Annotated in this window: 22 protein-coding genes; 16 read left to right on the top strand and 6 right to left on the bottom strand. The window is 54.4% G+C overall.

Going from position 1 to position 22,709, the window contains the following annotated elements; all coding sequences use genetic code 11:
• Positions 1-31 precede the first annotated feature (31 nt).
• The 3 genes from SK58_RS22725 to SK58_RS14645 all read left to right on the top strand — a co-directional run bounded on the left by SK58_RS22725 (position 32) and on the right by SK58_RS14645 (position 3,775).
• Positions 32-3,088 carry a D-2-hydroxyglutarate dehydrogenase YdiJ gene (locus tag SK58_RS22725; protein WP_048220156.1) on the top strand — a complete coding sequence of 1,019 codons (3,057 nt, stop codon included), beginning with the start codon at positions 32-34 and terminating at the stop codon, positions 3,086-3,088.
• Positions 3,085-3,495 carry a 1,4-dihydroxy-2-naphthoyl-CoA hydrolase gene (gene menI / locus SK58_RS14650; RefSeq protein ID WP_015570720.1) on the top strand — a complete coding sequence of 137 codons (411 nt, stop codon included), beginning with the start codon at positions 3,085-3,087 and terminating at the stop codon, positions 3,493-3,495. Before SK58_RS22725 ends, menI begins: the two co-directional genes overlap by 4 nt.
• An 85-nt stretch (positions 3,496-3,580) precedes the next feature.
• A complete protein-coding gene (locus SK58_RS14645; RefSeq protein ID WP_003857766.1) occupies positions 3,581-3,775 on the top strand; it encodes a YdiH family protein in 195 nt (64 codons plus the stop codon).
• A 46-nt stretch (positions 3,776-3,821) separates the two neighbouring features.
• Here the strand turns inward: SK58_RS14645 and SK58_RS14640 are convergent, their stop codons facing one another.
• Entirely contained in the window at positions 3,822-4,451 is a 630-nt protein-coding gene (locus SK58_RS14640) for a helix-turn-helix domain-containing protein (RefSeq protein ID WP_017693577.1), read from the bottom strand.
• A 77-nt stretch (positions 4,452-4,528) separates the two neighbouring features.
• The gene (locus tag SK58_RS14635; RefSeq protein WP_015570718.1) at positions 4,529-5,188 is read right to left on the bottom strand and encodes a winged helix-turn-helix transcriptional regulator; all 660 of its coding nucleotides are present in this window, start codon (positions 5,186-5,188) and stop codon (positions 4,529-4,531) included.
• Between the two features lie 353 nt (positions 5,189-5,541).
• Here SK58_RS14635 and SK58_RS14630 point away from each other — a divergent pair, with 353 nt between their 5' ends.
• From SK58_RS14630 to SK58_RS14605, 6 genes are read left to right on the top strand one after another with little or no spacing between them, the layout of a single operon-like run.
• Positions 5,542-6,072 carry a fimbrial protein gene (locus SK58_RS14630; RefSeq protein ID WP_015570717.1) on the top strand — a complete coding sequence of 177 codons (531 nt, stop codon included), beginning with the start codon at positions 5,542-5,544 and terminating at the stop codon, positions 6,070-6,072.
• 59 nt (positions 6,073-6,131) lie between these two features.
• Positions 6,132-6,809 (top strand): fimbrial biogenesis chaperone, encoded by a 678-nt coding sequence (locus tag SK58_RS14625; protein ID WP_023303536.1) that lies wholly within the window; start codon positions 6,132-6,134, stop codon positions 6,807-6,809.
• Between the two features lie 27 nt (positions 6,810-6,836).
• Complete coding sequence (locus SK58_RS14620; RefSeq protein ID WP_048220154.1) at positions 6,837-9,380, top strand: fimbria/pilus outer membrane usher protein; 2,544 nt, start codon at positions 6,837-6,839, stop codon at positions 9,378-9,380.
• 1 nt (position 9,381) lies between these two features.
• Positions 9,382-10,329: a fimbrial protein gene (locus SK58_RS14615; protein WP_032670066.1), complete on the top strand. Its 948-nt coding sequence runs from the start codon at positions 9,382-9,384 to the stop codon at positions 10,327-10,329.
• A gap of 11 nt (positions 10,330-10,340) precedes the next feature.
• Positions 10,341-10,853: a fimbrial protein gene (locus SK58_RS14610; RefSeq protein WP_023303539.1), complete on the top strand. Its 513-nt coding sequence runs from the start codon at positions 10,341-10,343 to the stop codon at positions 10,851-10,853.
• Between the two features lie 41 nt (positions 10,854-10,894).
• A complete protein-coding gene (locus tag SK58_RS14605; RefSeq protein WP_023303540.1) occupies positions 10,895-11,548 on the top strand; it encodes a helix-turn-helix transcriptional regulator in 654 nt (217 codons plus the stop codon).
• 52 nt (positions 11,549-11,600) lie between these two features.
• Here the strand turns inward: SK58_RS14605 and fdhF are convergent, their stop codons facing one another.
• The 4 genes from fdhF to ycgZ all read right to left on the bottom strand — a co-directional run bounded on the left by fdhF (position 11,601) and on the right by ycgZ (position 14,812).
• Positions 11,601-13,751, bottom strand: a complete 2,151-nt coding sequence (gene fdhF, locus SK58_RS14600) for a formate dehydrogenase subunit alpha (RefSeq protein WP_023303541.1) — start codon at positions 13,749-13,751, stop codon at positions 11,601-11,603.
• Positions 13,752-13,939: 188 nt separating this feature from the next.
• Positions 13,940-14,218, bottom strand: a complete 279-nt coding sequence (locus SK58_RS14595; RefSeq protein ID WP_003857748.1) for a biofilm/acid-resistance regulator YmgB/AriR — start codon at positions 14,216-14,218, stop codon at positions 13,940-13,942.
• Positions 14,219-14,247: 29 nt separating this feature from the next.
• On the bottom strand, positions 14,248-14,568 hold the full coding sequence (locus SK58_RS22420; protein ID WP_032648090.1) for a hypothetical protein: 321 nt from the start codon (positions 14,566-14,568) through the stop codon (positions 14,248-14,250).
• Positions 14,569-14,572: 4 nt separating this feature from the next.
• Positions 14,573-14,812: a regulatory protein YcgZ gene (gene ycgZ, locus SK58_RS14590; RefSeq protein ID WP_017384632.1), complete on the bottom strand. Its 240-nt coding sequence runs from the start codon at positions 14,810-14,812 to the stop codon at positions 14,573-14,575.
• Positions 14,813-15,151: 339 nt separating this feature from the next.
• Between ycgZ and SK58_RS14585 the strand changes: the two genes are divergently transcribed.
• The 7 genes from SK58_RS14585 (at position 15,152) to sufS (ending at position 22,697) form a co-directional block, all read left to right on the top strand.
• Positions 15,152-16,372 carry a diguanylate phosphodiesterase gene (locus SK58_RS14585; protein WP_015570710.1) on the top strand — a complete coding sequence of 407 codons (1,221 nt, stop codon included), beginning with the start codon at positions 15,152-15,154 and terminating at the stop codon, positions 16,370-16,372.
• A 188-nt stretch (positions 16,373-16,560) separates the two neighbouring features.
• Complete coding sequence (locus SK58_RS14580) at positions 16,561-17,289, top strand: MerR family transcriptional regulator (protein ID WP_015570709.1); 729 nt, start codon at positions 16,561-16,563, stop codon at positions 17,287-17,289.
• A 321-nt stretch (positions 17,290-17,610) separates the two neighbouring features.
• Positions 17,611-17,979, top strand: coding sequence for a Fe-S cluster assembly scaffold SufA (sufA, locus tag SK58_RS14575; RefSeq protein ID WP_048220152.1), 369 nt, complete (start codon positions 17,611-17,613; stop codon positions 17,977-17,979).
• A gap of 8 nt (positions 17,980-17,987) precedes the next feature.
• Positions 17,988-19,478: a Fe-S cluster assembly protein SufB gene (gene sufB, locus SK58_RS14570; protein WP_003857739.1), complete on the top strand. Its 1,491-nt coding sequence runs from the start codon at positions 17,988-17,990 to the stop codon at positions 19,476-19,478.
• Positions 19,479-19,487: 9 nt separating this feature from the next.
• A complete protein-coding gene (gene sufC / locus SK58_RS14565) occupies positions 19,488-20,234 on the top strand; it encodes a Fe-S cluster assembly ATPase SufC (protein WP_003857736.1) in 747 nt (248 codons plus the stop codon).
• Positions 20,209-21,480: a Fe-S cluster assembly protein SufD gene (sufD, locus tag SK58_RS14560; RefSeq protein WP_015570707.1), complete on the top strand. Its 1,272-nt coding sequence runs from the start codon at positions 20,209-20,211 to the stop codon at positions 21,478-21,480. Before sufC ends, sufD begins: the two co-directional genes overlap by 26 nt.
• Positions 21,477-22,697, top strand: a complete 1,221-nt coding sequence (gene sufS, locus SK58_RS14555; RefSeq protein WP_032653322.1) for a cysteine desulfurase SufS — start codon at positions 21,477-21,479, stop codon at positions 22,695-22,697. The genes sufD and sufS overlap by 4 nt, the downstream gene beginning before the upstream one ends.
• Positions 22,698-22,709 lie beyond the last annotated feature (12 nt).

Here is a 22,709-nt window from a genome sequence, read left to right as displayed (position 1 = left end):
TTTCACACTATTCTCATTAGGGTCGACAGCAATGATCCCACAGATTTCTCAGGCACCGGGCGTCGTTCAGCTGGTGCTTAATTTTTTGCAGGCACTGGAGCAACAGGGTTTTACAGGTGACACCGCCACCGATTATGCCGACAGGCTGACGATGGCGACCGATAACAGTATTTACCAGCTTCTTCCCGATGCCGTCGTTTTCCCGCGCTCTACCGCCGATGTGGCGCTCATCGCCCGTCTGGCGTCGCAGGAGCGTTTCAGCACCCTGGTCTTTACCCCACGCGGCGGCGGGACGGGTACCAACGGGCAGGCGCTGAACCAGGGCATCATCATTGATATGTCCCGCTATATGAACCGCATCATTGAGATCAACCCTGAAGAGGGGTGGGTGCGAGTGGAAGCGGGGGTGATCAAAGATCAGCTGAATCAGTTTTTGAAACCTTACGGCTATTTTTTTGCGCCAGAGCTTTCCACCAGTAACCGCGCGACCATTGGCGGGATGATCAACACCGATGCCTCGGGGCAGGGCTCGCTGGTCTACGGCAAAACCTCCGATCACGTTATGGGTGTGCGGGCGGTGCTGCTGGGGGGCGATATCCTCGATACCCAACCGATGCCGATCGAACTGGCCGAAACGCTGGCAAAAGAGAGCACCACCAGCGGACGGATTTATCGTACCGTGCTGGAGCGCTGCCGCGAAAATCGCGAACTGATCCTCAACAAATTCCCGAAGCTTAACCGCTTCCTGACGGGCTACGATCTGCACCATGTCTTTAATGACGATCTGAGCCAGTTCGATCTTACCCGCGTACTGACCGGGTCAGAAGGGACGCTGGCCTTCATCACCGAAGCGCGTCTGGATATCACCCGGTTGCCAAAGGTGCGCCGTCTGGTGAATGTCAAATACAACTCCTTTGACTCCGCGCTGCGTAATGCACCGTTTATGGTGGAGGCGCGGGCGCTGTCGGTGGAAACCGTCGATTCAAAAGTTCTGAACCTGGCCCGGGAAGATATCGTCTGGCATTCGGTGAGCGAACTGATTACCGACGTGCCGGATAAAGAGATGCTCGGCCTGAACATCGTCGAGTTCGCCGGGGATGACGCAGAGCTGATTGAGAGCCAGGTGAGCACGCTCTGCCAGCGTCTGGACGAGCTGATTGCCCAAGGGGAAGGCGGCGTCATTGGCTGGCAGCTGTGTAATGATCTCTCCGGCATCGAGCGAATCTACGCGATGCGTAAAAAAGCGGTGGGGCTGCTCGGCAACGCGAAAGGGGCGGCGAAGCCGATTCCGTTTGCGGAAGATACCTGCGTGCCGCCGGAGCACCTTGCTGATTATATTGTGGAGTTTCGCGCGCTGCTCGACAGCCATGGTCTGAGCTATGGCATGTTCGGGCACGTGGACGCGGGTGTGCTGCACGTGCGCCCGGCGCTGGACATGTGCGACCCGCAGCAGGAGATCCTGATGAAGGAGATCTCCGACGAGGTCGTGGCCCTCACGGCCAAATACGGCGGCTTGTTATGGGGCGAGCACGGCAAAGGATTCCGCGCCGAGTACAGCCCGGCGTTTTTTGGCGAACAACTTTACGCCGAGCTGCGTAAGGTAAAAGCCGCTTTTGATCCCGATAACCGCCTTAACCCGGGAAAAATCTGCCCGCCGGAGGGCATTGATGCGCCGATGTTGCAGGTGGACGCCGTCAAGCGCGGCACCTATGACCGACAAATTCCGATTGCGGTACGCGCTTCCTGGCGCGGCGCGATGGAGTGCAACGGCAACGGGCTGTGCTTCAACTTCGATGTGAAAAGCCCGATGTGTCCGTCGATGAAAATCACCAGCAACCGCATTCATTCCCCGAAAGGGCGTGCCACGCTGGTGCGCGAATGGCTGCGCCTGCTGGCCGACCGCGGCGTTGACCCGCTCAAGCTGGAACAGGAGCTGCCGGAAAAACGCGCCAGCCTGCGCGGGCTTATCGAACGCACCCGCAACAGCTGGCATGCGAACAAAGGTGAATACGATTTCTCGCATGAGGTGAAAGAGGCGATGTCCGGCTGCCTGGCGTGCAAGGCGTGTTCAACCCAGTGCCCGATTAAAATTGACGTACCGGAATTCCGTTCCCGCTTCCTCCAGCTGTACCACACGCGTTATCTGCGCCCGATTCGCGATCATCTGGTGGCGACGGTGGAGAGTTACGCGCCGCTGATGGCCCGTGCGCCAAAAACCTTTAACTTCTTTATCAACCAGCCGCTGGTGCGCAAACTGTCAGAAAAACATATCGGCATGGTGGATCTGCCGCTGCTGTCGGTGCCATCGCTCCAGCGTCGGCTGGTGGGGCACCGCTCGGCGAACATGACCCTGGAACAACTGGAAGCATTAAGCCCTGAGCAGAAAGCGAAGGTGGTGCTGGTGGTGCAGGATCCGTTTACCAGCTATTACGATGCGCAGGTGGTGGCCGATTTTGTCCGACTGGCCGAGAAAATCGGCTACCAGCCGGTGGTGCTGCCGTTCTCGCCGAACGGCAAGGCGCAGCACATTAAAGGCTTCCTCACCCGCTTTGCGAAAACCGCGCAGAAAACTTCAGATTTTCTGAATCGCGTGGCGCAGCTCGGTATGCCGATGGTGGGCGTCGATCCGGCGCTGGTGCTCTGTTACCGGGATGAATATAAGCAGACGCTCGGCGATAAGCGCGGTGATTTTCAGGTCTTACTGGTACACGAGTGGCTGCCTGCGGTGCTGACGCAAACGCCCTCTCAGGAGGTGAGTGGAGAAGCCTGGTACCTGTTTGGGCACTGCACCGAAGTGACGGCGCTGCCGACGGCGCCTGCCCAGTGGGCTTCTATCTTTGCCCGGTTTGGCGCGAAGCTGGAAAGCGTTAACGTGGGCTGCTGCGGTATGGCCGGAACCTACGGCCATGAAGTCAAAAACCACGCTAATTCGCTCGGCATTTACGAGCTGTCGTGGCATCAGGCGATGCAGCGCCTGCCACGCAACCGCTGTCTGGCGACGGGCTACTCCTGCCGCAGCCAGGTGAAACGGGTGGAAGGTAACGGCGTCCGCCATCCATTGCAGGCTTTACTGGAGATTATCGGATGATCTGGAAACGTGCGGTCACGCTGGAGGCCTTAAATGCCATGGGCGCGGAGAACATGGTCGGTTTGCTGGATATCCAGTTCACGCGCATTGGCGACAACGAACTGGAAGCGACGATGCCGGTAGACAGCCGTACTCATCAACCGTTTGGCCTGTTGCACGGCGGCGCGTCCGTCGTGCTGGCCGAAACGCTGGGGTCGGTGGCGGGCTACCTGTGTACGGAAGGAGAGCAGAAGGTGGTGGGTCTGGAGGTCAATGCCAACCACATCCGCTCCGTTCGCAGCGGGCGCGTGCGCGGCGTCTGCCGGGCGCTGCATGCCGGAAGCCGTCATCAGGTGTGGCAGATTGATATTCTGGACGAGCAGGATCGCCTGTGTTGTTCATCCAGGCTGACGACGGCCGTTGTGTAAAGTTTCCGGATGTCTTGTTTTTGGTCAAAAATTAGCCGCCTGATTGTGATATACTGGTCACGTTTTGAACATAAGCGAGGACATCATGGATACTGAAATAACCCCAACACAGCTGGCAATTGAATATTTACGTCGCGATAAAAGCAATCTGTCTCCCGCCCAGTACCTGAAAAAGCTGAAACAGCTTGAGCTGGAATTTACGGATTTGCTGGCGCTCTCTTCAAACGAACTGAAAGAAGAGATCTACTTTGCCTGGCGGTTGGGCGTTCACGTCCATTAAGCAGTGAAGAAAAGGCCGCAAGCGCGGCCTTTTTTGTGTCTGACATTCAGTATCTGGCAGGCAGTTTGTTAATTTTAATCAGCCGGCCTTCTTCCATTTCGATGAACCCACCCGTTTTCAGATCAGCCAGGATCCGCATTACGCCACTGCGGGAAAGATGGGTTTTATCCCTGATATACCTTTCCGCCGTCACGCTGCGTCGGTAGCTGTCATCTTCCTGCATCAGCAGCACGAGCTGCTGGCGAATCATCTCGTACGCGGTTGGCGCGCCTTTCGGCATGACGTTGTGATAGAGGCGGTTATAGACAAACATCAGATGATTAGAAAGCAGCCCCCACAGCGCCTTCTCTTTGATAATTTCAGCCACCCGATCGGTCGTGAGCACACCAATCAGGCAAGGCGTTACCGTTCGGAGGTAGTCATTAAAATAAATGTCCGTCAGGTTAGCGAGGCCAAACAGGGCGGGACTGCGCGCCGTTGAAAGCATCATGTCGTCGCTTCTTCTGTATATGGCGACCGTGCCATCAAGAATTAAATAACACATGCTCTGCCCGTCAACCTGGAGATCAAGTTGCTCGCCGGGATCGGTTTTATGCGTGGCGCAGTGCGGCTGTAAATGAGAAATCAGTTCCTGAGCATAGGGAGAGCCGCGATGCGATGGTTTGTCAGAAGACATAGCGTTAACCTGGAAAGAGACTGTACTCTCTATAGTGTCGCTCTTCTTTTCCACCTTCTCCAGAGATAAATACAGCCTCAGTACTTACGGGGTAAGTGATGGATCTCAACTAGTACGCCACGCTCCATGGTGATGTATTTCCCCGTCCGCAACTCCGCGAGGATCCGCATAATGCCGCTGCGTGAAAGATAGGTGCGGCTTTTGATATAGGCCGCGGCGGTAATGTTTTGTCTTATGGCTTCCGGCTCCTGCATCAACTCAACCAGTTGAAAGCGGATAATGTCATAAGCCGACATTTGCGATATCTGGGCACAATGTTCGTAGACGCGCGATGCGGTGTAGATCAGCAGGTTTGAGAAGTGCTCCCATAAATTCTGTTGTGCGACAACATGATTGAAACACGCCAGCGAAACGCTGGCCACCTCTGAGGTTTCCAGCGCTCTGACGTACAGGTGTTCAGACGATAACTGGCTGCTCACGCCGAGTATAAATGGCGCGGATTCAGAATTTAAGACGATACCGTCCCCGCGACGGTGCAACGCCACGCTGCCATGCAACAGTAAAAAGCATTGACGGGTATCGCCGGAGCAATAATGGATAATTTCTCCTCTGGCAATAATGCTTCTCTCCGCATGCGGCAAAACATTATCGATTATTTTTTCAATGTGCTTAAAAGGCTTAGCGCCGAGCACTGTTGACTTATCAATATCTGACTCAGGCGCGAAACGGGTATTCATGTGAAACCTCACTGACTGATGCGATCATTTTTTGATCGGCATAAAGAATTATCTTAAAAACCAGCAGATCAGGGAATGTTTGCGGCGAGTCTAATTATAGACTCGCTTTTTTTGAGTCTTAATTAATTGAAATTGAAACCTTTTTTATTCAGGTCTAAAAGTAGACTTTGGCCATTATTCTTAAGGTGTTTCCGAGTGAATATGTTTTGTAATTGTTAAAAAAGGGTCTACAGCTAGACCTCAAAATTGATTGTATGCGGAAAAAGAGTTGTATAAATTTTGACTCGTCGGAAGGTCTTTTGTTTCTGCAACTGAATGTCGGTAATAAATAAAGTAATACGGGATATAAAATTATGAATACAAAATTGATGATGGCAATGTTAGCGGCAGGTTCTGTACTCACCATGACCAATGCATTCGCAGCGGCCGGTACCGTTAATTTTAACGGGAATATTCTGGATTCTGCCTGCGACGTTGATGTGGCATCCCAGAATCAGGTGGTGGTATTAGGCGATTATTATAAAACGGAATTCCCGACAACCGGGGCGAGAACGGCTGCGACGCAATTCAATATTATTTTGAAAAACTGTCCGGTAACGGTCACCAATGCAAAAGTCCGTTTTGACGGCACGCCGGATTTAACCAACGCTAGCCTGCTGGCGATTGATACGTCCGTGGCGGGGGCGGCCACCGGGGTGGCGATTAACCTGATGACGGCAGATAAAGCCGATCTGCCGCTGCACGGCAGCAACAGCTATATTTACCCGCTCAGCAGTACGGCTGATAATACGCTGAACTTCTACGCGCAGTATATCTCCACCGCGGCATCCGTGACCGCGGGCCCGGCTAACTCGGTCGCAAACTTCTCAGTGGTGTACAACTAAGTCAATGGCAGTAATTGGCGGGGGGCCGCCCGGCCCCTTGTTTTATGAGGTAAAAAAAAATGCGTTTTATCACGACAACGGGCCTGGCTATGGCGCTGTTACCGCTGACGTTAACATCCGTCAGTGCAGGAGTAATTATTGGCGGCACCCGTATTATTTTTGATGGGACTAAAAAAGAGGCGTCAATAGGTATTACTAATCCTGATAACGTTCCTTATTTAATCCAGTCGTGGATAGATGTTCAGGATGAACAATCGGGTAAAGCGCCTTTTATTATTACGCCACCACTGTATCGGCTGGACGGCGGGCAAAAAAACCTTGAGCGTATTGTCATGACCGGCTCACTGCCTCAGGGGCAGGAGAGTTTATTCTGGCTGAACATTAAAGCTATTCCTTCAGCCTCAAAGCAGATGAACTCGCTGCAAATTGCCGTCAAAACGCGCATCAAATTAATTTATCGACCAGAGACTCTTCGTGCGTCTACCCCCGAGGAGCAAGCCAATAAATTAACCTGGCGTCGTGCGGGAAATACCCTTCAGGTTAATAACCCTACGCCGTACGTTATCAATTTCAATGAAATTACGTTGGGTAATAAGAAACTTGACGATGTCACGTACGTGATGCCTTCAGGCACAGCCCGTTTTCCGTTACCGAACGGAACCAGTGGCAATACGCTGACGTTTAAAGTCATTAACGATTATGGCAGCCCTGGCGAATTACACCGGGCCAGTTTGTGATCCTTACGCGTTAATCAGGTGTTCGTCATGACAACGGCATTGAATACAATGCAGCCTGCGCGCCTGGCAATATTTATTGCCCTCGCGCTTGCTGGTGTCTCTCCCACACTGTATGCCAGTGAGACGTTTAATACGGAACTGGTAGAGCTGGATAATCCCGGAATGGGAAAAGCGGATTTATCTGCCTTTGAATCCGGCTCGCAGGCGCCCGGGACATACCACGTTGATATTATTCTTGACGATCGGCTGCTGGAAACGCGGGATATTCGTTTTATGGCAGTGAAGGATGCTAACGGCAGTGAAACGTTGCAGCCGTGCCTGAGTATCGGGCAGTTAAAAGCGTGGGGCGTGAAAACGGCGCTTTTCCCGCAGCTCGCCGCCGGGGAAAGTGAATGCGCCGATCTCAGGGCGATTCCACAGGCCAGCGCGGATTTTCAGTTTGGCGCCCAGCGTCTGGCGATTAGCATTCCACAGGCGGCTATAGACCTGCCAGCGAGAGGTTACGTTCCGCCGGATATGTGGGATGAAGGCATTACCGCGGCCATGCTCAACTACAGCCTGAGCGGGGCAAACAGCCGGGCAAGAAGCGGGGCAGGCACCCGCAGCGACAGCCAGTATGCAAACCTGCGGCCGGGGATCAACGTCGGTCCCTGGCGGTTACGCAACTACACCACCTGGTCCCGCGATGCGTCCGGCCAGGATAAGTGGGACAACGTATATACCTTGATGCAGCGCGCGATTATTCCCCTGCAAGCCCAGCTTACGCTCGGAGACAGTTCCGCGCCTGCCGATGTCTTTGACAGCATGCCGTTTCGCGGCGTCCAGCTGGCGTCCGACGACGATATGCTGCCGGATTCCCTGAAAGGCTATGCGCCGGTGGTGCGCGGTATTGCGCGAACTAACGCGCAGGTCGTGGTGCGTCAGAATGGCTATCAAATCTACCAAAGCTATGTGGCACCGGGCGCGTTTGAGATCGCGGATATGTATCCCACCGGCGGCGCGGGCGATCTTGATGTCACGATCGTCGAAGCTGATGGTAGTGAGCAACATTTCACCCTGCCGTACGCTTCGCTGCCGGTCCTGCAACGGGAGGGGCGCCTGAAATATGCCCTTACCGCCGGGCAGTATCGCTCGTATAACCGTAGCGTGGAGAAAACCCCCTTCGGGCAATTGACCGGAATTTACGGCCTCCCTCACGGTATTACGCTCTATGGCGGCGTCCAGGGGGCAGATAAGTACCAGTCGGCGGCTCTGGGGGTGGGCAAGAATATGGGCGATCTCGGGGCTGTATCCGCAGACGTCACTCAGGGCTGGTCAACGCCGGAGCATGCCGCGAAAACAAACGGTCAGTCGTGGCGGGCCCGATACAGCAAGAATTTTATCAATACCGGGACCAACTTTTCGATTGCCGGGTATCGCTACTCGACCCGCGGCTATTACGGGATGCAGGACGTCCTCGATTCGTACGGCGACAGCAGCGCGCTTCAGGACAGGCGACGTAACCGTGCCGAGCTGACGATGAGCCAGACGCTGGGGGACAACCTGGGCGCGCTTACCCTCAGTGCGGCGCGGGAAGATTACTGGAATGACGGTAAGTCGATGGCTTCGTGGAGCGTCGGCTATAGCAACTACTGGCACAACATCAGCTATGGCCTGACATGGACTTACAGCAAAAATGTCCGCTCAGCGTCAGAAACCCGCGACAGCCAAAAAAACGCTGACCATGACCAGCTTCTGGCGTTCAACGTCAGCATTCCGCTGGATAAATTTTTGTCGCAGACATGGGCTAACTATGGCATGAACGCCAGCGGGAATAACGGGACGACGCATAACGTCGGCCTGAACGGGGTAGCGCTCGAGAACCGTGCCCTGAGCTGGAACGTACAGCAGGGATACGGCACAGAGGGCGTGGGCTATACCGGCAATGTTAACGCGGACTACAAAGGCGCCTATGGCGAAGTCACGGCAGGTTATGGTTATGACAAAAACAGTGAACGCCTGAATTACGGGCTGCAAGGCGGCATTCTCGCCCATGCTGATGGCATCACGCTTTCCCAGCCGCTGGGGGAGACCAGCGTCTTAATCAAAGCCCCTGGCGCCCACGACGTGGATATCCGCAATCAGCCCGGTGTACGGACAGATTTTCGCGGATATACGGTCGTGAGCAACCTTTCTGTCTACCGGAAAAACGATCTCACCCTCGACCCGGAAACGATGCCGGACGATGTCGAGCTGGAGATCAACACTCGCACGGTGACGCCGACGCGGGGAGCGGTGGTGAGAGCCGATTATCTGCCGAAGTCAGGTCGCCGGGTGCTGATGACCTTGATCGACAACGACCGCGCCGTTCCGTTTGGGGCGGTGGTCACCCTTGTAGGTGATGACAGCGGCAGTTTTATTGTCGGCGATCGCGGTCAGGTCTATTTAACCGGGATGCGCGAGCAGGGAACGTTAGTCGCTACATGGGGAAGTCAATCCAGTCAGCGATGCCGCGCTGATTTCACGCTGCCGAATCACTCAACGTACGGTGGGATCGCTGATATGCGCGCCACCTGCCGTCAGGAACGCTAACATGAAATGTCTTAACGCGATGCTGCTGCTCTGTTTGCTCGCGGCGGCAAATATGGCTCGTGCCGGTACCTGCACCACCATCACCCCGCAGCTTTCAACCCTGTCCGTGGGGACGATCAACGTGCAGCGCGATGCGCCTGTCGGCACGGTGGTATTTTCTGGCGCGGCGTCAGCCACAGGCTCCTATCTTACCGGGTGTACTAATCCGCTGATGCTGGGATTCAGCCTGCGCTACAACGGCGCCACGTTGAGCAGCTACGGCAACCATGTTTACAACACGAACGTCAGCGGGATAGGGATACGCTTTTCTTCCAACGGCTATTTTGAAAACCCGAGCAATACGTTCTCGTACAATGCGCAGACCTCCTATGTGGACTGGTACGGCGGGAGGATTGAGCTGGTGGTGACGGGCCCGGTCTCATCGGGGGTATTAACCCCCGGGACGATCGGCGTCGTGACGCTTCAGGGAAGCGATGGCCTCTACCGTGACGGTCTGACCACGCAGCTCACCTCCGGCACCATCAATGCTCTGGCGTGCACGGTGAATACGGCCCAGCTGACGTTTCCGATAGGGGATATTCCCGCTTCGGCGTTCGGCTCCACGGTGGGCACTACGCCAGCGGGAGCACAGAACACGCAAAACCTGGGCCTGACCTGCGCCGCCGGAACCAATATTACGGTCTCGCTCAGTGGAATACAGAACCCGGACAGCGCCAATACCAGCGTGATGGCCTTAACCGGGCAGGGAAATGCCGGCACTGCGAAAGGGGTGGGGGTGCAGCTTATCTATAACGGTGCACCGCTGGTGATGAACAGCCGACTATTCTTGCGGCAGTCTGCCGGGGGGCAAGAGACGTTGCCATTAACGGCCCGATATTACCAGACGTTAACCCGCGTGGAGTCAGGTTCAGCGAATGCCTCCGCCACCCTTAATGTGACCTACCAGTAGCAGGTAAGAAGATGAAAATAAGATGCAGGACACTGCTGTTACTTGCCTTACTCAGCGGGAAGGTATGCTCCGCTGATAGCGTCAACATCGGTGTGACGGGAAATATCGTTGCGTCGCCGTGCATATTTAATGGCGGCAGCAACAGCCTTGATGTCAACCTGGGCAATATTCAGGCAACCAATATGGCGACGCCGGGCTCAACATCGGATCCGGTGCCTTTCAGTCTGCTGTTTACCCAGTGCCCAACCGGAACGCAGAGTGTGACCGTCGCTTTCACCGGCAGCCCCGATCCCGAGGCGGGTGCGGACTATTTTATGAACAGCGGTTCGGCCACGCATGTGGCGATAGCCATGCGCGATGCCCAAACCGGCGCGCTTAAAGGAACAGGCACCAGTATGACCCAGACCATTGCCGCGGACAGAACCGCGACAATGGCTATGCTGGCCTCGGTAAAATCTATGCCGGGAGGCGCCACGCCGGGGAGCATCAGTGCGGTTGTGGTGATGACGATGCAGTACAACTAAATGCCGGTGATAAGCCTTTTTTAAAGACGTTGGTGTGAACTATGTTAAATATTCTGATTCAGGAAACGGATCTGTTTTTTCAGGCTGGGCTACAGAGCTTTTTCGACGATTTTTTTAAGCATAACTTTCATCGCTCCATTACATTTCAGCTGGCGTTGACCAATGAAAACGTCAGCCAGGCCGATATTATTGTTCTTTCATTATGTCAGGGGGAAACGCTGACCTGTTTTCCGGAGTTACTGGCCCGGCAAAAAGGAATTGTGATAGGTCTCGTCGACGATGAGCTGCGCTTTTCGGCGCTGCCTTCCTGCTTTCAGGACATCATTTTTCTCCCGCGCCGGGCGTCGCTTGACCGTATTAGCGGCGTTCTGTTTATCGCGTGGTTCAGGACGCAATTACCAGGTTACACGTTGAATAAAAAGACCTGTTTCGACTGCCAGCATAAAGGTTTATCCCGGCAACAGATTCGTATTATGGTCAATTTTTACCGGGGGCTGTCGGTGGTGCAGACCGCGAACGCGTTGAAGATGAGCGAAAAAACGGTCTTTACCCATAAATATATGATGATGCAGAAATTTAATCTGCGAAGCGATTACGAGCTGATCGTACTATTGAGAAGGCTGATGGAGAAAAAGAGCCGTCCGAACCTGCTTCGCGATTACCTGGAAAATAATTATGCACAACAGATAACGTAAAACAGCAGCGGATAGCGGGCCGGGCAGCGATAGCCGCCACCCGGCAATGCATTTAAACGTTAACCGCAGCGATCAACCGCGTCTTCATGGTCTGGTATGCGGAAGCCGCAAAATCCTCCGCCCAGCGCTGGTCCTCGATCGCCTCCAGCTGCACGGCGCAATACTTCGTTTCCGGCGTTCTGGATATCGGGTCGAGATTATCCTGCGTCAGCTCATTACAGGCGCCAATCCACCACTGGTAGGTCATATAGATTGCTCCCGCATTGATGCGCTCGCTGATGCTGGCGCGCGTGATCACTTTACCCCGGCGTGAACGTACCCAGACCAGCTGGCCCTCGGCAATCCCCCGTTCATCCGCATCGGCCGGGTTCATTTGCACCCGGCCCGGCTCGTCGGCCAGGCTTTGCAGCGCCGCGCAGTTCCCGGTCATTGAGCGACAGGAGTAGTGACCCACTTCGCGCACCGTGCACAGTACCAGCGGGTAATCCGCATCCGGTGTCTCCGCCGGGGCGCGCCAGGGGGCGGCAAATAGCTGTCCTTTGCCAGTAGGGGTGTCGAACTGGTTATCCTTGTACAGGTAGGGGGTGCCGGGATGATCGAGGGATGGGCAAGGCCACTGCACATGGCCCATCTCGCCCATTTTTTCGTAGGTCACGCCGTAGAAGAGGGGGCACAGCTCGCGCATTTCGTCCCAGATCTGCTGGTTATCCTCGTAATGCATGGGATAACCCATCTCCGTGGCCAGCAGGCTGATGATCTCCCAGTCGCGCTTCACGTTGCCGCTGGCCTCAATGGCTTTGCCGAAACGCTGGAAGCCGCGATCGGCACAGGTGAACACGCCGGCGTGCTCTCCCCATGAGGTGGCAGGGAGCAGCACGTCAGCCACCTCTGCCGTTTTGGTCATAAAGATGTCCTGAACCACCACAAAATCGAGCGCCTCAAAGCCGCGGCGGACCAGCCCCAGATCGGCTTCTGTCTGAAGCGGATCTTCCCCCATGATGTAATACGCTTTGATCTTTCCTTCCAGCGCGAGATGTGGCACTTCGGTGATACGCGTCCCGACGCGATCGTCCATCCGGTTGACATTGATTTTCCACGCATCGGCAAATTTCAGTCTGACCGCCGGGTCAGTGACGTCCTGGTAGCCGGGGAACATATTGGGCAGAACGCCCATATCGCAGGCACCCTGAACGTTATTTTGCCCGCGAACCGGACCCACGCCGACGGCAGGGCGGCCCAGGTTGCCGGTCAGCAGCGCCAGGCTGGAGAGACCTTTCACCACATCGACCGCCTGACCAAACTGCGTGACGCCCATCCCCCACATCACCGTTGCTGAAGGCGCCGCTGCGAACATGCGCATTGCCTGACGAACATCCCGCGCGCGGATCCCCGTCAGATGTTCAACCTGCTCGGGTGCGTAATCTTTTACCGTCAGCCGGTACGCCTCAAGCCCTTCGGTAAAGCGGGCAACGTAGTTTTTGTCGTACAGTTCCTCTTCCAGCAGGACATAGCCAAAGGCATTGACCAGCGCCATGTTACTGCCATTTTTTAGCTGAAGATGAAGATCGGCAATGCGTGCCGTTTCAATATGACGCGGATCGCAGACGATGATTTTAGCGCCATTTTCACGTGCTTTAAGCACGCGTCGGGCGACGATGGGGTGAGAGTCGGCGCAGTTATAGCCGAATACCAGCAGGCATTTTGAGTTTTCAATATCGTTAATGGAATTGCTCATGGCGCCGTTGCCGAGGGTCTCCTGTAAACCGGCAACGGACGGACCGTGACAGACGCGGGCGCAGCAGTCGACGTTGTTAGTATTCAGCACCGCTCGGGCAAATTTTTGCATCACATAGTTGGTCTCATTGCCCGTTCCCCGTGAGGAACCCGTAGTCATAATGGACCGAGGGCCATACTGTTCTTTGATGCTTTTAAGCCTGTGAGCGGTATAGCGAATGGCCTCTTCCCAGGTAACAGGGGTAAAGGCCTCGCCTTTGCTGTAGCGGATCATGGGCTGCGTCAGACGGGGGGTAAGCAGCCGTGTGTCGTTAAGAAAGTCCCAGCCGTAGAACCCTTTCAGGCAAAGCGTGCCCTGATTGGTTACGCCATCAGCGGCTTCGGCACGGATAATCCGGTTATTTTTAACGACGAGGTTTAGTTTGCAGCCTGCACCGCAGTAGGGGCAGACGCTGGCGATTTTTTTCATCAATAACAGACCTGTTAAGAAATGAAGCAATGTTTACTGGAAAGCCCAGTCCCTTAGCGGACTAAGCAGGATCCATGCCACATTCAGCGTTCTTGATTAACAGGGCGTTAGAGGAGAGAGGGTGTGTCATCGTCAGTCTGTTCGTCAGAATTGACGATGACACGCTATCCGTAGGGATGGGGGAGGCGTTAAAGATCGTCCATGGTGTAACCGACGACAATTTCCAGCGTCTTGCGGATCACATCCGCCTTAACGACATCGTCGGTGGATTCCAGCGTCTGGATTAGCCAGAGAATGATCGCTTTGTTGGTCAAATGACCTTCGGAAGCAAGAACACAACGAACCGCAGTCGAAAAAATGGCAGACTCTTCAGCAAAGCGATCGCCTGCGTGACGGAAATACTCCGACAACGCGCTATCTAAAAAGGCGGAGTGGTATTCGGGTTGAAGCTGAATATTTTGTCTCATTTGTTCTCACCGTAGCTGTAAAGTTGTAGTCAATGTATCTTTTTAGGATCGGACGGTTTTCCATTTCCAAATAACGGCACTACATTGTCTCGGTTATTTTTGAGAGATCCCTCTCTCTGTATTCGTCCTTGTGCGGTTCTGCGACCTTTAAAAGCGACCGTGCCAGAGCTGATTTCAGCTATAACTCGCGCTAATGTCTCCCGCCGCTGGGGATCCGTTTCATATGCTTGCATGTTACGCAGACGCTGAACCAATCCCTCGGTCGTCACCGGACCGCGCTCCTTCAAAAGTGAAAGAGCGGCTTCTCCAATAAGCTTGTCGATTAGTCTGTCCGCATCACTGCTGTTCATGACATTAACGTTCGAAGAGCAGGCCAAGAAGCATGTGATAATGATGTTCCTCTTCCGGGCCATTGGCCTTTTCAAGGCGACTCAACAGTTTTGTGCAGAGCGATTTGCGATTCAGATTTCGCCCGTCGCTAAGGATTTCAACAACAACCTGACCCAATGTTTCCTGTTGGGTTGGAAGCGCGGCTTTTTCGAAATACTGCGCAATCGCTGTTGCCGAGTCTGCGAGGTGTCCGTTCTGCTGCATGTTTCGCTCCTGTAAATTTTCGTAATCAGTAACGTTACATTTAAGGTATACATAATTTTCAAATCTGTACATTTAAAATGTACAATTTTTTAAACATTTTATAATATATTTTATAAAATCATTATTTATCAGTTGCTTATTCTTATACGATTTACTGCGGTATTCACAAGATATATTGTACAATCCGAAGCGGCGTCGCAGAGTTGTACAAGCCCGTAAATGACGCAAAAAAGCCGTGTAAATCGTTGAGATGTAAATTATTTGTTGGGCAATTAATGTGCTATAACAGAGTTTTCCCCACGTGTTTTCGTGGTCACCCCCTCAATCTTCAGGATTAGCATGCTCACAACCATCATTTACCGCAGTCATATCTGCGAGGACGTTCCAGTGAAAGCGCTGGAAGACATGGTCGCTGCTGCAAATTGTAGAAATCGCCAGTTCGATGTGACGGGGATTTTGCTGTTTAACGGCACACACTTTTTTCAGTTACTTGAAGGGCCCGCTGATAACGTTAAGGAGATCTATGAGCTCATCTGCCGTGACCCACGGCATCACAACGTGGTCGAATTGTTAAGCGATCACGGGCCTTCAAGACGTTTTGGCAACGTGGGTATGGAGCTCTTTGACCTTCGTCAGTACGATACCGACGAAGTGCTGCAACAGGTACTCGATAAAGGCACAACGCGCTATCAGCTGACCTATAACGATCGCGCCCTGCAATTTTTCCGCACCTTCGTTGAGGCCACTGAAAAAGCCAACTACTTTGAGCTGCCTCCGGCTGACGCCTGGGAGTTTGTCACCGAAAATACGCCGTTATCCTCCCAGCCGACAGTAGTGGCAAAGGGCGCGGACTGTAGTTTCGCATTTCAACCTATCGTCGATCCGTTTATGCAGCAGGTAGTTTCCTGGGAAGCCCTGATCCGCACGCCGTCCGGTGAGTCCCCGGAAAGCTATTTTGCCAACCTGTCGCGTGAGGCGCTGTACGAATCGGATCTGAAGAGTAAACAGGTGGCTTTGTCGATGGCCAGCGCACTGGGCCTACAGACTCAAACGTTGTCCATTAATCTGCTGCCGATGACGCTGGTCAATGTTCCTGGCGCCGTCGATTTTTTACTGACGGCAATTGAGGCGAACGGTTTTGTGCCGGAGCAAATTGTGGTCGAGTTCACCGAGAGCGAGGCGATCTCGCGCTTCGAAGAGTTCACCAGCGCGGTCAGACAGCTTAAAAGCGCCGGGATCAGCGTGGCCATCGATCACTTTGGCGCGGGATTCGCCGGTCTGCAACTGCTGGCCCAGTTTCAGCCGGACAGAATCAAGATTAACCGTGACTTGATTGCCAACGTGCACAAGAGCGGCCCTCGTCAGGCGATCATTCAGTCAATTATTAAATGCTGCGCCTCCCTGGAAATTCTGTTCTGTGCGGTAGGCGTAGAGCTGGCTGAAGAGTGGATGTGGCTGGAATCTGCCGGGATTTCTCAGTTCCAGGGACACCTTTTCGCCAGCCCGCGCCTGGGGGGCATACCGGCGATTGCCTGGCCCGAGAAAAAGTACGATTTATAAAAACCTGTACGTAACTCTTAAAAGTGACCTGTACGTACGGCTAAATTTATACAACAATACATTAACGAGTGAGTGGTTCGTTGAGCCATTCACTTGTCTCAGAACGAGGAGTTAGTTATACAAATGATTTGTACAATCTGATAAGGTTGGTTTGGTTAGGTATGGAAGTATTGTGCGTGAGGGAGTTAATGGCCTATTACAGTATCGGCGAAGTGGCCGAACGATGCGGTATCAACCCCGTTACGCTGCGTGCCTGGCAGCGCCGTTATGGATTGTTGAAGCCGCAGCGAAGCGAAGGGGGTCATCGTCAGTTTGACGATGAAGATATCCTGCGTATCGAAGAGATCAAACGCCTGATGAAAACGGGTGTTTCGGTCGGTAAAGTAAAAGCGCTTCTTGAAAATACAGAAGTGATGACTCAGGGAAACTGGGCATCGTTTCAGGAAGAGATGTTAACCGTTCTGCGCTATGCCAGTCCGGCAAAACTGCGCGCCAAAATCGGCGAGTTCCGCCGTGACCATGCGATGGATGTTCTGATAGATAACATCATCACCCCTGTGCGGCAGCGAATGAACCAGGACCAGAATACGGTGCGTCACATGGCGAGCCTGCTGGACGGTGTCCTGATTGAGTTTGCCGTTGCAAGCCTGGGTGAGTCGCGAAAAAAAGCAGGTAAGGATGCGCTGCTGATTGGGTGGGAGTGCGACGACCGTACGCATTTGTGGCTGGAAGCGGCCCGTCTTGCCTACAAAGGCTGGCATATCGACGTGCTGGCTGAGCCGATTGATTCTCCACGTCCTGAACTCTTCCCCGGGCAAAAAATCTTCGTCTGGACCGGTAAAGCGCCTACGCCTCGTCAACAGGAGCAGCTCGACCACTGGCGTGAACAGGGTTTCGCCGTTTCGTTCCATCACTGATGTTAAGGGGTCCGTCAGGGCCTTTTTGTCTTTTCGAGTCAGCTTTCTTATTGGAAGATAGCTATCTCAAAAATAGGTATTTCCAATACAATTTTTATCATTGCCCGTCACCTTACCGCCTTTCTTATGAAATGCATTATTTATCAATACATTGAACAAATCTAACCATCCCATCCGCATCCCGTCACAGGGTCTATGCTTAATGAAAGTAGCCAAAAAGGGCGGTTTAGCCCAAAGCCCCTGCTCGCAGGGGGTTGAAGTGATAATCGTTATCACTAACATGGTGTTATGCCCTGGTGGCTTATCAGATGAGGTGGACCTATGGAACTGCATTCAGAAACCTTCAATCCGGCCGATTTTGCCTGGCGTGGTTTAACGCTGACGCCCGCGGCGGCGGCGCATATTCATGAGCTGATGGCAAAAAATCCCGACATCCTCGGCGTACGCTTAGGCGTTAAGCAGACTGGCTGCGCGGGATTTGGCTACGTGCTGGATACCGTAACCGAACCTGAAAAGGACGATCTGGTCTTTGAAACCGACGGTGCAAAGTTATACGTCGCGCTACAGGCGATGCCGTTTATCGATGGAACCGAAGTCGACTACGTTCGGGAAGGTTTAAACCAGTTATTCAAATTTCATAACCCGAAAGCCCAGAACGAATGCGGCTGCGGCGAAAGCTTTGGGGTATAGGCGGTACTATGTCTCGTAATACTGAAGCAACGAGTGATGTAAACACCTGGAGCGGCGGACACCTCAACTATAAAGAGGGTTTCTTTACGCAGCTGCAAACCGATGAGCTGGCGAAAGGCATCAACGAAGAGGTCGTGCGCGCCATTTCGGCGAAACGTAACGAGCCGGAGTGGATGCTGGAGTTTCGCCTGAGCGCATTCCGCGCGTGGCTGGAGATGGAAGAACCCCACTGGCTGAAAGCGCATTACGATAAGCTGAACTATCAGGATTATAGCTACTACTCCGCGCCCTCCTGCGGCAGCTGTGATGATACCTGTGCCTCGCAACCCGGCGCGGTTCAGCAAACCGGCGCGGAGAACAGCTTCCTGAGTAAAGAGGTGGAAGAGGCGTTTAATCAGCTCGGCGTGCCCGTGCGCGAAGGCAAAGAGGTGGCGGTAGACGCCATTTTTGACTCCGTCTCGGTGGCAACCACCTACCGTGAAAAACTGGCGGAGCAGGGGATCATTTTCTGTTCCTTTGGTGAAGCCATTCACGATCACCCCGAGCTGGTGAAAAAGTATATTGGTACCGTGGTGCCGAGTAACGATAACTTCTTCGCGGCACTGAATGCGGCGGTGGCGTCAGACGGTACTTTTATCTACGTGCCGAAAGGCGTGCGCTGCCCGATGGAGCTCTCGACCTATTTCCGCATCAATGCGGAAAAAACCGGTCAGTTTGAACGCACCATCCTGGTGGCTGATGAAGGCAGCTACGTCAGCTATATCGAAGGCTGTTCGGCACCTGTGCGCGACAGCTACCAGCTGCACGCGGCGGTGGTAGAGGTGATCATCCATAAAGACGCGGAAGTGAAATACTCTACGGTACAGAACTGGTTCCCGGGCGACGGCAACACAGGTGGTATTCTGAACTTCGTCACCAAGCGTGCGCTGTGCGAAGGCGAAAACAGCAAGATGTCCTGGACGCAGTCAGAAACCGGCTCCGCCATTACCTGGAAATACCCGAGCTGTATTCTGCGCGGCGACAACTCCATCGGTGAGTTTTACTCCGTGGCGCTGACCAGCGGTCATCAGCAGGCCGATACCGGCACCAAGATGATCCACATCGGTAAAAACACCAAATCGACCATCATCTCAAAAGGGATCTCTGCTGGTCACAGCCAGAACAGCTATCGCGGGCTGGTGAAAATCATGCCGACGGCAACCAACGCGCGTAACTTCACCCAGTGCGACTCCATGCTGATTGGCGCGGACTGCGGGGCGCATACCTTCCCGTATGTGGAATGCCGCAATAACAGCGCCCAGCTTGAGCATGAGGCAACTACGTCACGTATTGGTGAAGATCAGCTTTTCTACTGCCTGCAACGCGGGATCAGTGAAGAAGATGCGATTTCAATGATCGTTAACGGCTTCTGTAAGGACGTGTTCTCTGAACTGCCGCTGGAATTTGCCGTTGAAGCCCAGAAACTCCTCGCCATTAGTCTTGAACACAGCGTCGGTTAAGGAAAGCACATGTTAAGCATTAAAGATTTACAGGTTAGCGTGGAAGAGAAAGAGATCCTGCGTGGCCTCAATTTTGACGTCAAACCGGGTGAAGTTCACGCCATCATGGGGCCAAACGGCTCCGGGAAAAGTACGCTTTCAGCGACGCTGGCAGGACGCGAAGATTATGAAGTCACCAGCGGCTCCGTTGAGTTTAACGGCAAAGATCTGCTGGAGATGTCGCCGGAAGAGCGTGCCGGCGAGGGCATCTTTATGGCCTTCCAGTATCCGGTGGAAATTCCGGGCGTCAGCAACCAGTTCTTCCTGCAAACCGCGCTGAACGCGGTGCGCAAGTATCGCGGCCTTGAGGCGCTGGATCGCTTTGACTTCCAGGATCTGATGGAAGAGAAGATCAAGCTGCTGAAAATGCCGGAAGATCTGCTGACCCGCTCGGTAAACGTGGGTTTCTCCGGCGGTGAGAAGAAACGTAACGATATTCTGCAAATGGCGGTTCTGGAACCGGCGCTGTGCATTCTCGATGAGACCGATTCAGGGCTGGATATCGATGCCCTGAAGATCGTTGCCGACGGGGTGAACTCCCTGCGTGACGGCAACCGCTCATTTATCATCGTGACTCACTATCAGCGAATTCTGGATTACATCAAACCGGACTATGTCCACGTGCTTTACCAGGGACGCATTGTGAAATCCGGTGACTTTACGCTGGTTAAACAACTGGAGGAGCAGGGTTATGGCTGGCTTACCGAACAGCAGTAATGCACTTCAGCAGTGGCACCGGCTGTTTGAAGCGCAGGGTGGAGCGCGCTCTGAACAGGCTCAGCACCATCTCCAGCAGATGCTGCGTCTCGGTTTACCGACGCGTAAACATGAGAACTGGAAATATACCCCGCTGGATGGCCTGCTGAACGGCGAGTTTGTCACCCGTCTGGCGCAGGTCAGCCCCGATCAGCGCGACATGCTGGCGCTGAGCGTGGATGCCGTGCGTCTGGTGTTTGTCGACGGTCTGTTCCGTGCGGAGCTGAGCGACAGCGTGCAGGAGAGCGGGTTCGATATCGTCATTAACGATGAACGTCAGTCGCTGAACGCGCCCGTTCAGCCTGAAGTCTTCCTGCACCTGACAGAGAGCCTGTCGCAATCTGTCACCCATATTCGCGTTAAGCGTAACCAGCGCCCGGCGAAACCGCTGCTGCTGATGCATATCACCCAGGGCGTTGAGGGTGATGAGATTAACACCGCCCACTATCGCCACCATCTTGAGCTGGCAGAAGGGGCGGAGGCGACGGTGATCGAGCATTACGTCAGCCTTAACGACACCCGTCATTTTACCGGTTCGCGTCTGACGATGAACGTGGCGGCCAATGCCCAGCTGCACCACATCAAGCTGGCGTTTGAGAATCCGCTCAGTCACCACTTCGCCCACAACGATATTCTGCTGGGCCAGGATGCCGCGGCGTACAGCCACAGCTTCCTGCTTGGCGGCGCGGTGCTGCGCCACAATACCAGCACCCAGCTGAACGGTGAAAACACTACGCTGCGTATTAACAGCCTGGCGATGCCGGTGAAGTCAGAAGTGTGCGACACGCGCACCTGGCTTGAGCATAACAAAGGCTACTGCAACAGCCGTCAGTTGCACAAAACCATCGTCAGCGACAAAGGACGTGCGGTGTTTAACGGCCTGATCAACGTGGCGCAGCACGCCATCAAAACTGACGGGCAGATGACCAACAACAACCTCTTGCTGGGACGTCTGGCAGAGGTGGACACCAAACCACAGCTGGAAATCTATGCGGACGACGTGAAATGCAGCCACGGCGCGACGGTCGGGCGTATTGACGATGAGCAGATGTTCTACCTGCGCTCGCGCGGGATAGACCAGCAGGCCGCGCAAAAGATGATTATTTACGCCTTTGCGGCTGAGCTGACGGAAGCGCTGCCCGATGGCGGACTTAAACAGCAGGTGCTGGCCCGTATCGGTCAGCGGCTGCCTGGAGGCGAAGCATGACATTTCCCGTAGAGAAAGTCCGGGCAGATTTTCCGGTACTGACCCGCGAAGTGAACGGTCTGCCGCTGGCCTATCTCGACAGTGCGGCCAGCGCGCAAAAACCAAATCAGGTGGTGGATGCGGAAGCCGAGTTTTACCGCCACGGTTATGCGGCGGTACATCGCGGGATCCACACCCTGAGCGCCGAGGCGACCCAGCGCATGGAAAACGTGCGCACTCAGGTTGCGGCCTTCCTCAACGCGCGTTCGCCGGAAGAGCTGGTATTCGTGCGCGGCACCACCGAAGGGATCAACCTGGTGGCTAACAGCTGGGGCAATGCGCAGGTGCACGCGGGGGATAACATCATCATCACCCAGATGGAGCACCACGCCAACATCGTGCCCTGGCAGATGCTCTGTGAGCGTGTGGGGGCGCAACTGCGGGTGATCCCCTTGAATGAAGACGGCACGCTCCAGCTGAAAAAGCTGGACGCCCTGCTGGACGACAGAACGCGGCTGGTGGCGGTGACCCACGTTTCAAACGTGCTGGGGACGGAAAATCCGGTGGCGCTGATCGTCGACAAAGCCCATCAGGTTGGTGCGAAAGTGTTGATTGATGGCGCCCAGGCGGTGATGCACCATGCGGTTGACGTTCAGGCTCTGGACTGCGATTTCTACGTCTTCTCCGGGCACAAGCTGTATGGCCCGACGGGCATCGGCGTGTTGTATGTGAAAGAGGACATTCTCCAGACCATGCCGCCGTGGGAAGGGGGCGGGTCAATGATCGCCACCGTCAGCCTGACGGACGGCACAACCTACGCCCGTGCGCCCTGGCGCTTCGAGGCGGGTACGCCCAACACGGGCGGGATCATCGGGCTGGGCGCGGCCATTAGCTACGTCTCTGAAACGGGGCTGGCGGCGATTCAGGAGTACGAACAGCTGCTGATGCATTATGCCTTGCAGGAGCTGGCCAGCGTCCCGGAACTGACCTTATATGGCCCTGCTGACCGTCTGGGTGTGATAGCCTTCAACCTCGGTAAGCATCACGCCTATGATGTGGGCAGTTTCCTTGATAATTACGGCGTCGCCGTACGTACCGGGCATCACTGCGCGATGCCGCTGATGGCGTATTATCAGGTACCGGCTATGTGCCGCGCATCGCTGGTGATGTACAACACAACGGAAGAGGTCGACAGACTGGTGGCGGGACTAAAACGTATTCACCAGCTGCTTGGCTAACGGAGAGGCGAG

Source organism: Enterobacter sp. BIDMC93 (assembly GCF_001037805.1).
Lineage (GTDB): Bacteria > Pseudomonadota > Gammaproteobacteria > Enterobacterales > Enterobacteriaceae > Enterobacter > Enterobacter hormaechei_C.
Note: the sequence above shows the minus strand (reverse complement) of the source record. Positions and strands in the feature narration are given on the sequence as shown.

Excerpts from the sequence above, each read along its gene's own strand:
- sufC (WP_003857736.1), top strand. The coding sequence starts at position 19,488 with ATGTTAAGCATTAAAGATTTACAGGTTAGCGTGGAAGAGAAAGAGATC.
- SK58_RS14640 (WP_017693577.1), bottom strand. The coding sequence starts at position 4,451 with ATGTCTTCTGACAAACCATCGCATCGCGGCTCTCCCTATGCTCAGGAA.
- menI (WP_015570720.1), top strand. The coding sequence starts at position 3,085 with ATGATCTGGAAACGTGCGGTCACGCTGGAGGCCTTAAATGCCATGGGC.
- SK58_RS14615 (WP_032670066.1), top strand. The coding sequence starts at position 9,382 with ATGAAATGTCTTAACGCGATGCTGCTGCTCTGTTTGCTCGCGGCGGCA.
- ycgZ (WP_017384632.1), bottom strand. The coding sequence starts at position 14,812 with ATGCAGCAGAACGGACACCTCGCAGACTCGGCAACAGCGATTGCGCAG.
- SK58_RS14585 (WP_015570710.1), top strand. The coding sequence starts at position 15,152 with ATGCTCACAACCATCATTTACCGCAGTCATATCTGCGAGGACGTTCCA.
- fdhF (WP_023303541.1), bottom strand. The coding sequence starts at position 13,751 with ATGAAAAAAATCGCCAGCGTCTGCCCCTACTGCGGTGCAGGCTGCAAA.
- SK58_RS14645 (WP_003857766.1), top strand. The coding sequence starts at position 3,581 with ATGGATACTGAAATAACCCCAACACAGCTGGCAATTGAATATTTACGT.
- SK58_RS14635 (WP_015570718.1), bottom strand. The coding sequence starts at position 5,188 with ATGAATACCCGTTTCGCGCCTGAGTCAGATATTGATAAGTCAACAGTG.
- SK58_RS22420 (WP_032648090.1), bottom strand. The coding sequence starts at position 14,568 with ATGAACAGCAGTGATGCGGACAGACTAATCGACAAGCTTATTGGAGAA.
- sufB (WP_003857739.1), top strand. The coding sequence starts at position 17,988 with ATGTCTCGTAATACTGAAGCAACGAGTGATGTAAACACCTGGAGCGGC.
- sufD (WP_015570707.1), top strand. The coding sequence starts at position 20,209 with ATGGCTGGCTTACCGAACAGCAGTAATGCACTTCAGCAGTGGCACCGG.
- SK58_RS14580 (WP_015570709.1), top strand. The coding sequence starts at position 16,561 with ATGGCCTATTACAGTATCGGCGAAGTGGCCGAACGATGCGGTATCAAC.
- SK58_RS14605 (WP_023303540.1), top strand. The coding sequence starts at position 10,895 with ATGTTAAATATTCTGATTCAGGAAACGGATCTGTTTTTTCAGGCTGGG.
- SK58_RS14610 (WP_023303539.1), top strand. The coding sequence starts at position 10,341 with ATGAAAATAAGATGCAGGACACTGCTGTTACTTGCCTTACTCAGCGGG.
- SK58_RS22725 (WP_048220156.1), top strand. The coding sequence starts at position 32 with ATGATCCCACAGATTTCTCAGGCACCGGGCGTCGTTCAGCTGGTGCTT.
- sufS (WP_032653322.1), top strand. The coding sequence starts at position 21,477 with ATGACATTTCCCGTAGAGAAAGTCCGGGCAGATTTTCCGGTACTGACC.
- SK58_RS14625 (WP_023303536.1), top strand. The coding sequence starts at position 6,132 with ATGCGTTTTATCACGACAACGGGCCTGGCTATGGCGCTGTTACCGCTG.
- SK58_RS14630 (WP_015570717.1), top strand. The coding sequence starts at position 5,542 with ATGAATACAAAATTGATGATGGCAATGTTAGCGGCAGGTTCTGTACTC.
- SK58_RS14595 (WP_003857748.1), bottom strand. The coding sequence starts at position 14,218 with ATGAGACAAAATATTCAGCTTCAACCCGAATACCACTCCGCCTTTTTA.
- SK58_RS14620 (WP_048220154.1), top strand. The coding sequence starts at position 6,837 with ATGACAACGGCATTGAATACAATGCAGCCTGCGCGCCTGGCAATATTT.
- sufA (WP_048220152.1), top strand. The coding sequence starts at position 17,611 with ATGGAACTGCATTCAGAAACCTTCAATCCGGCCGATTTTGCCTGGCGT.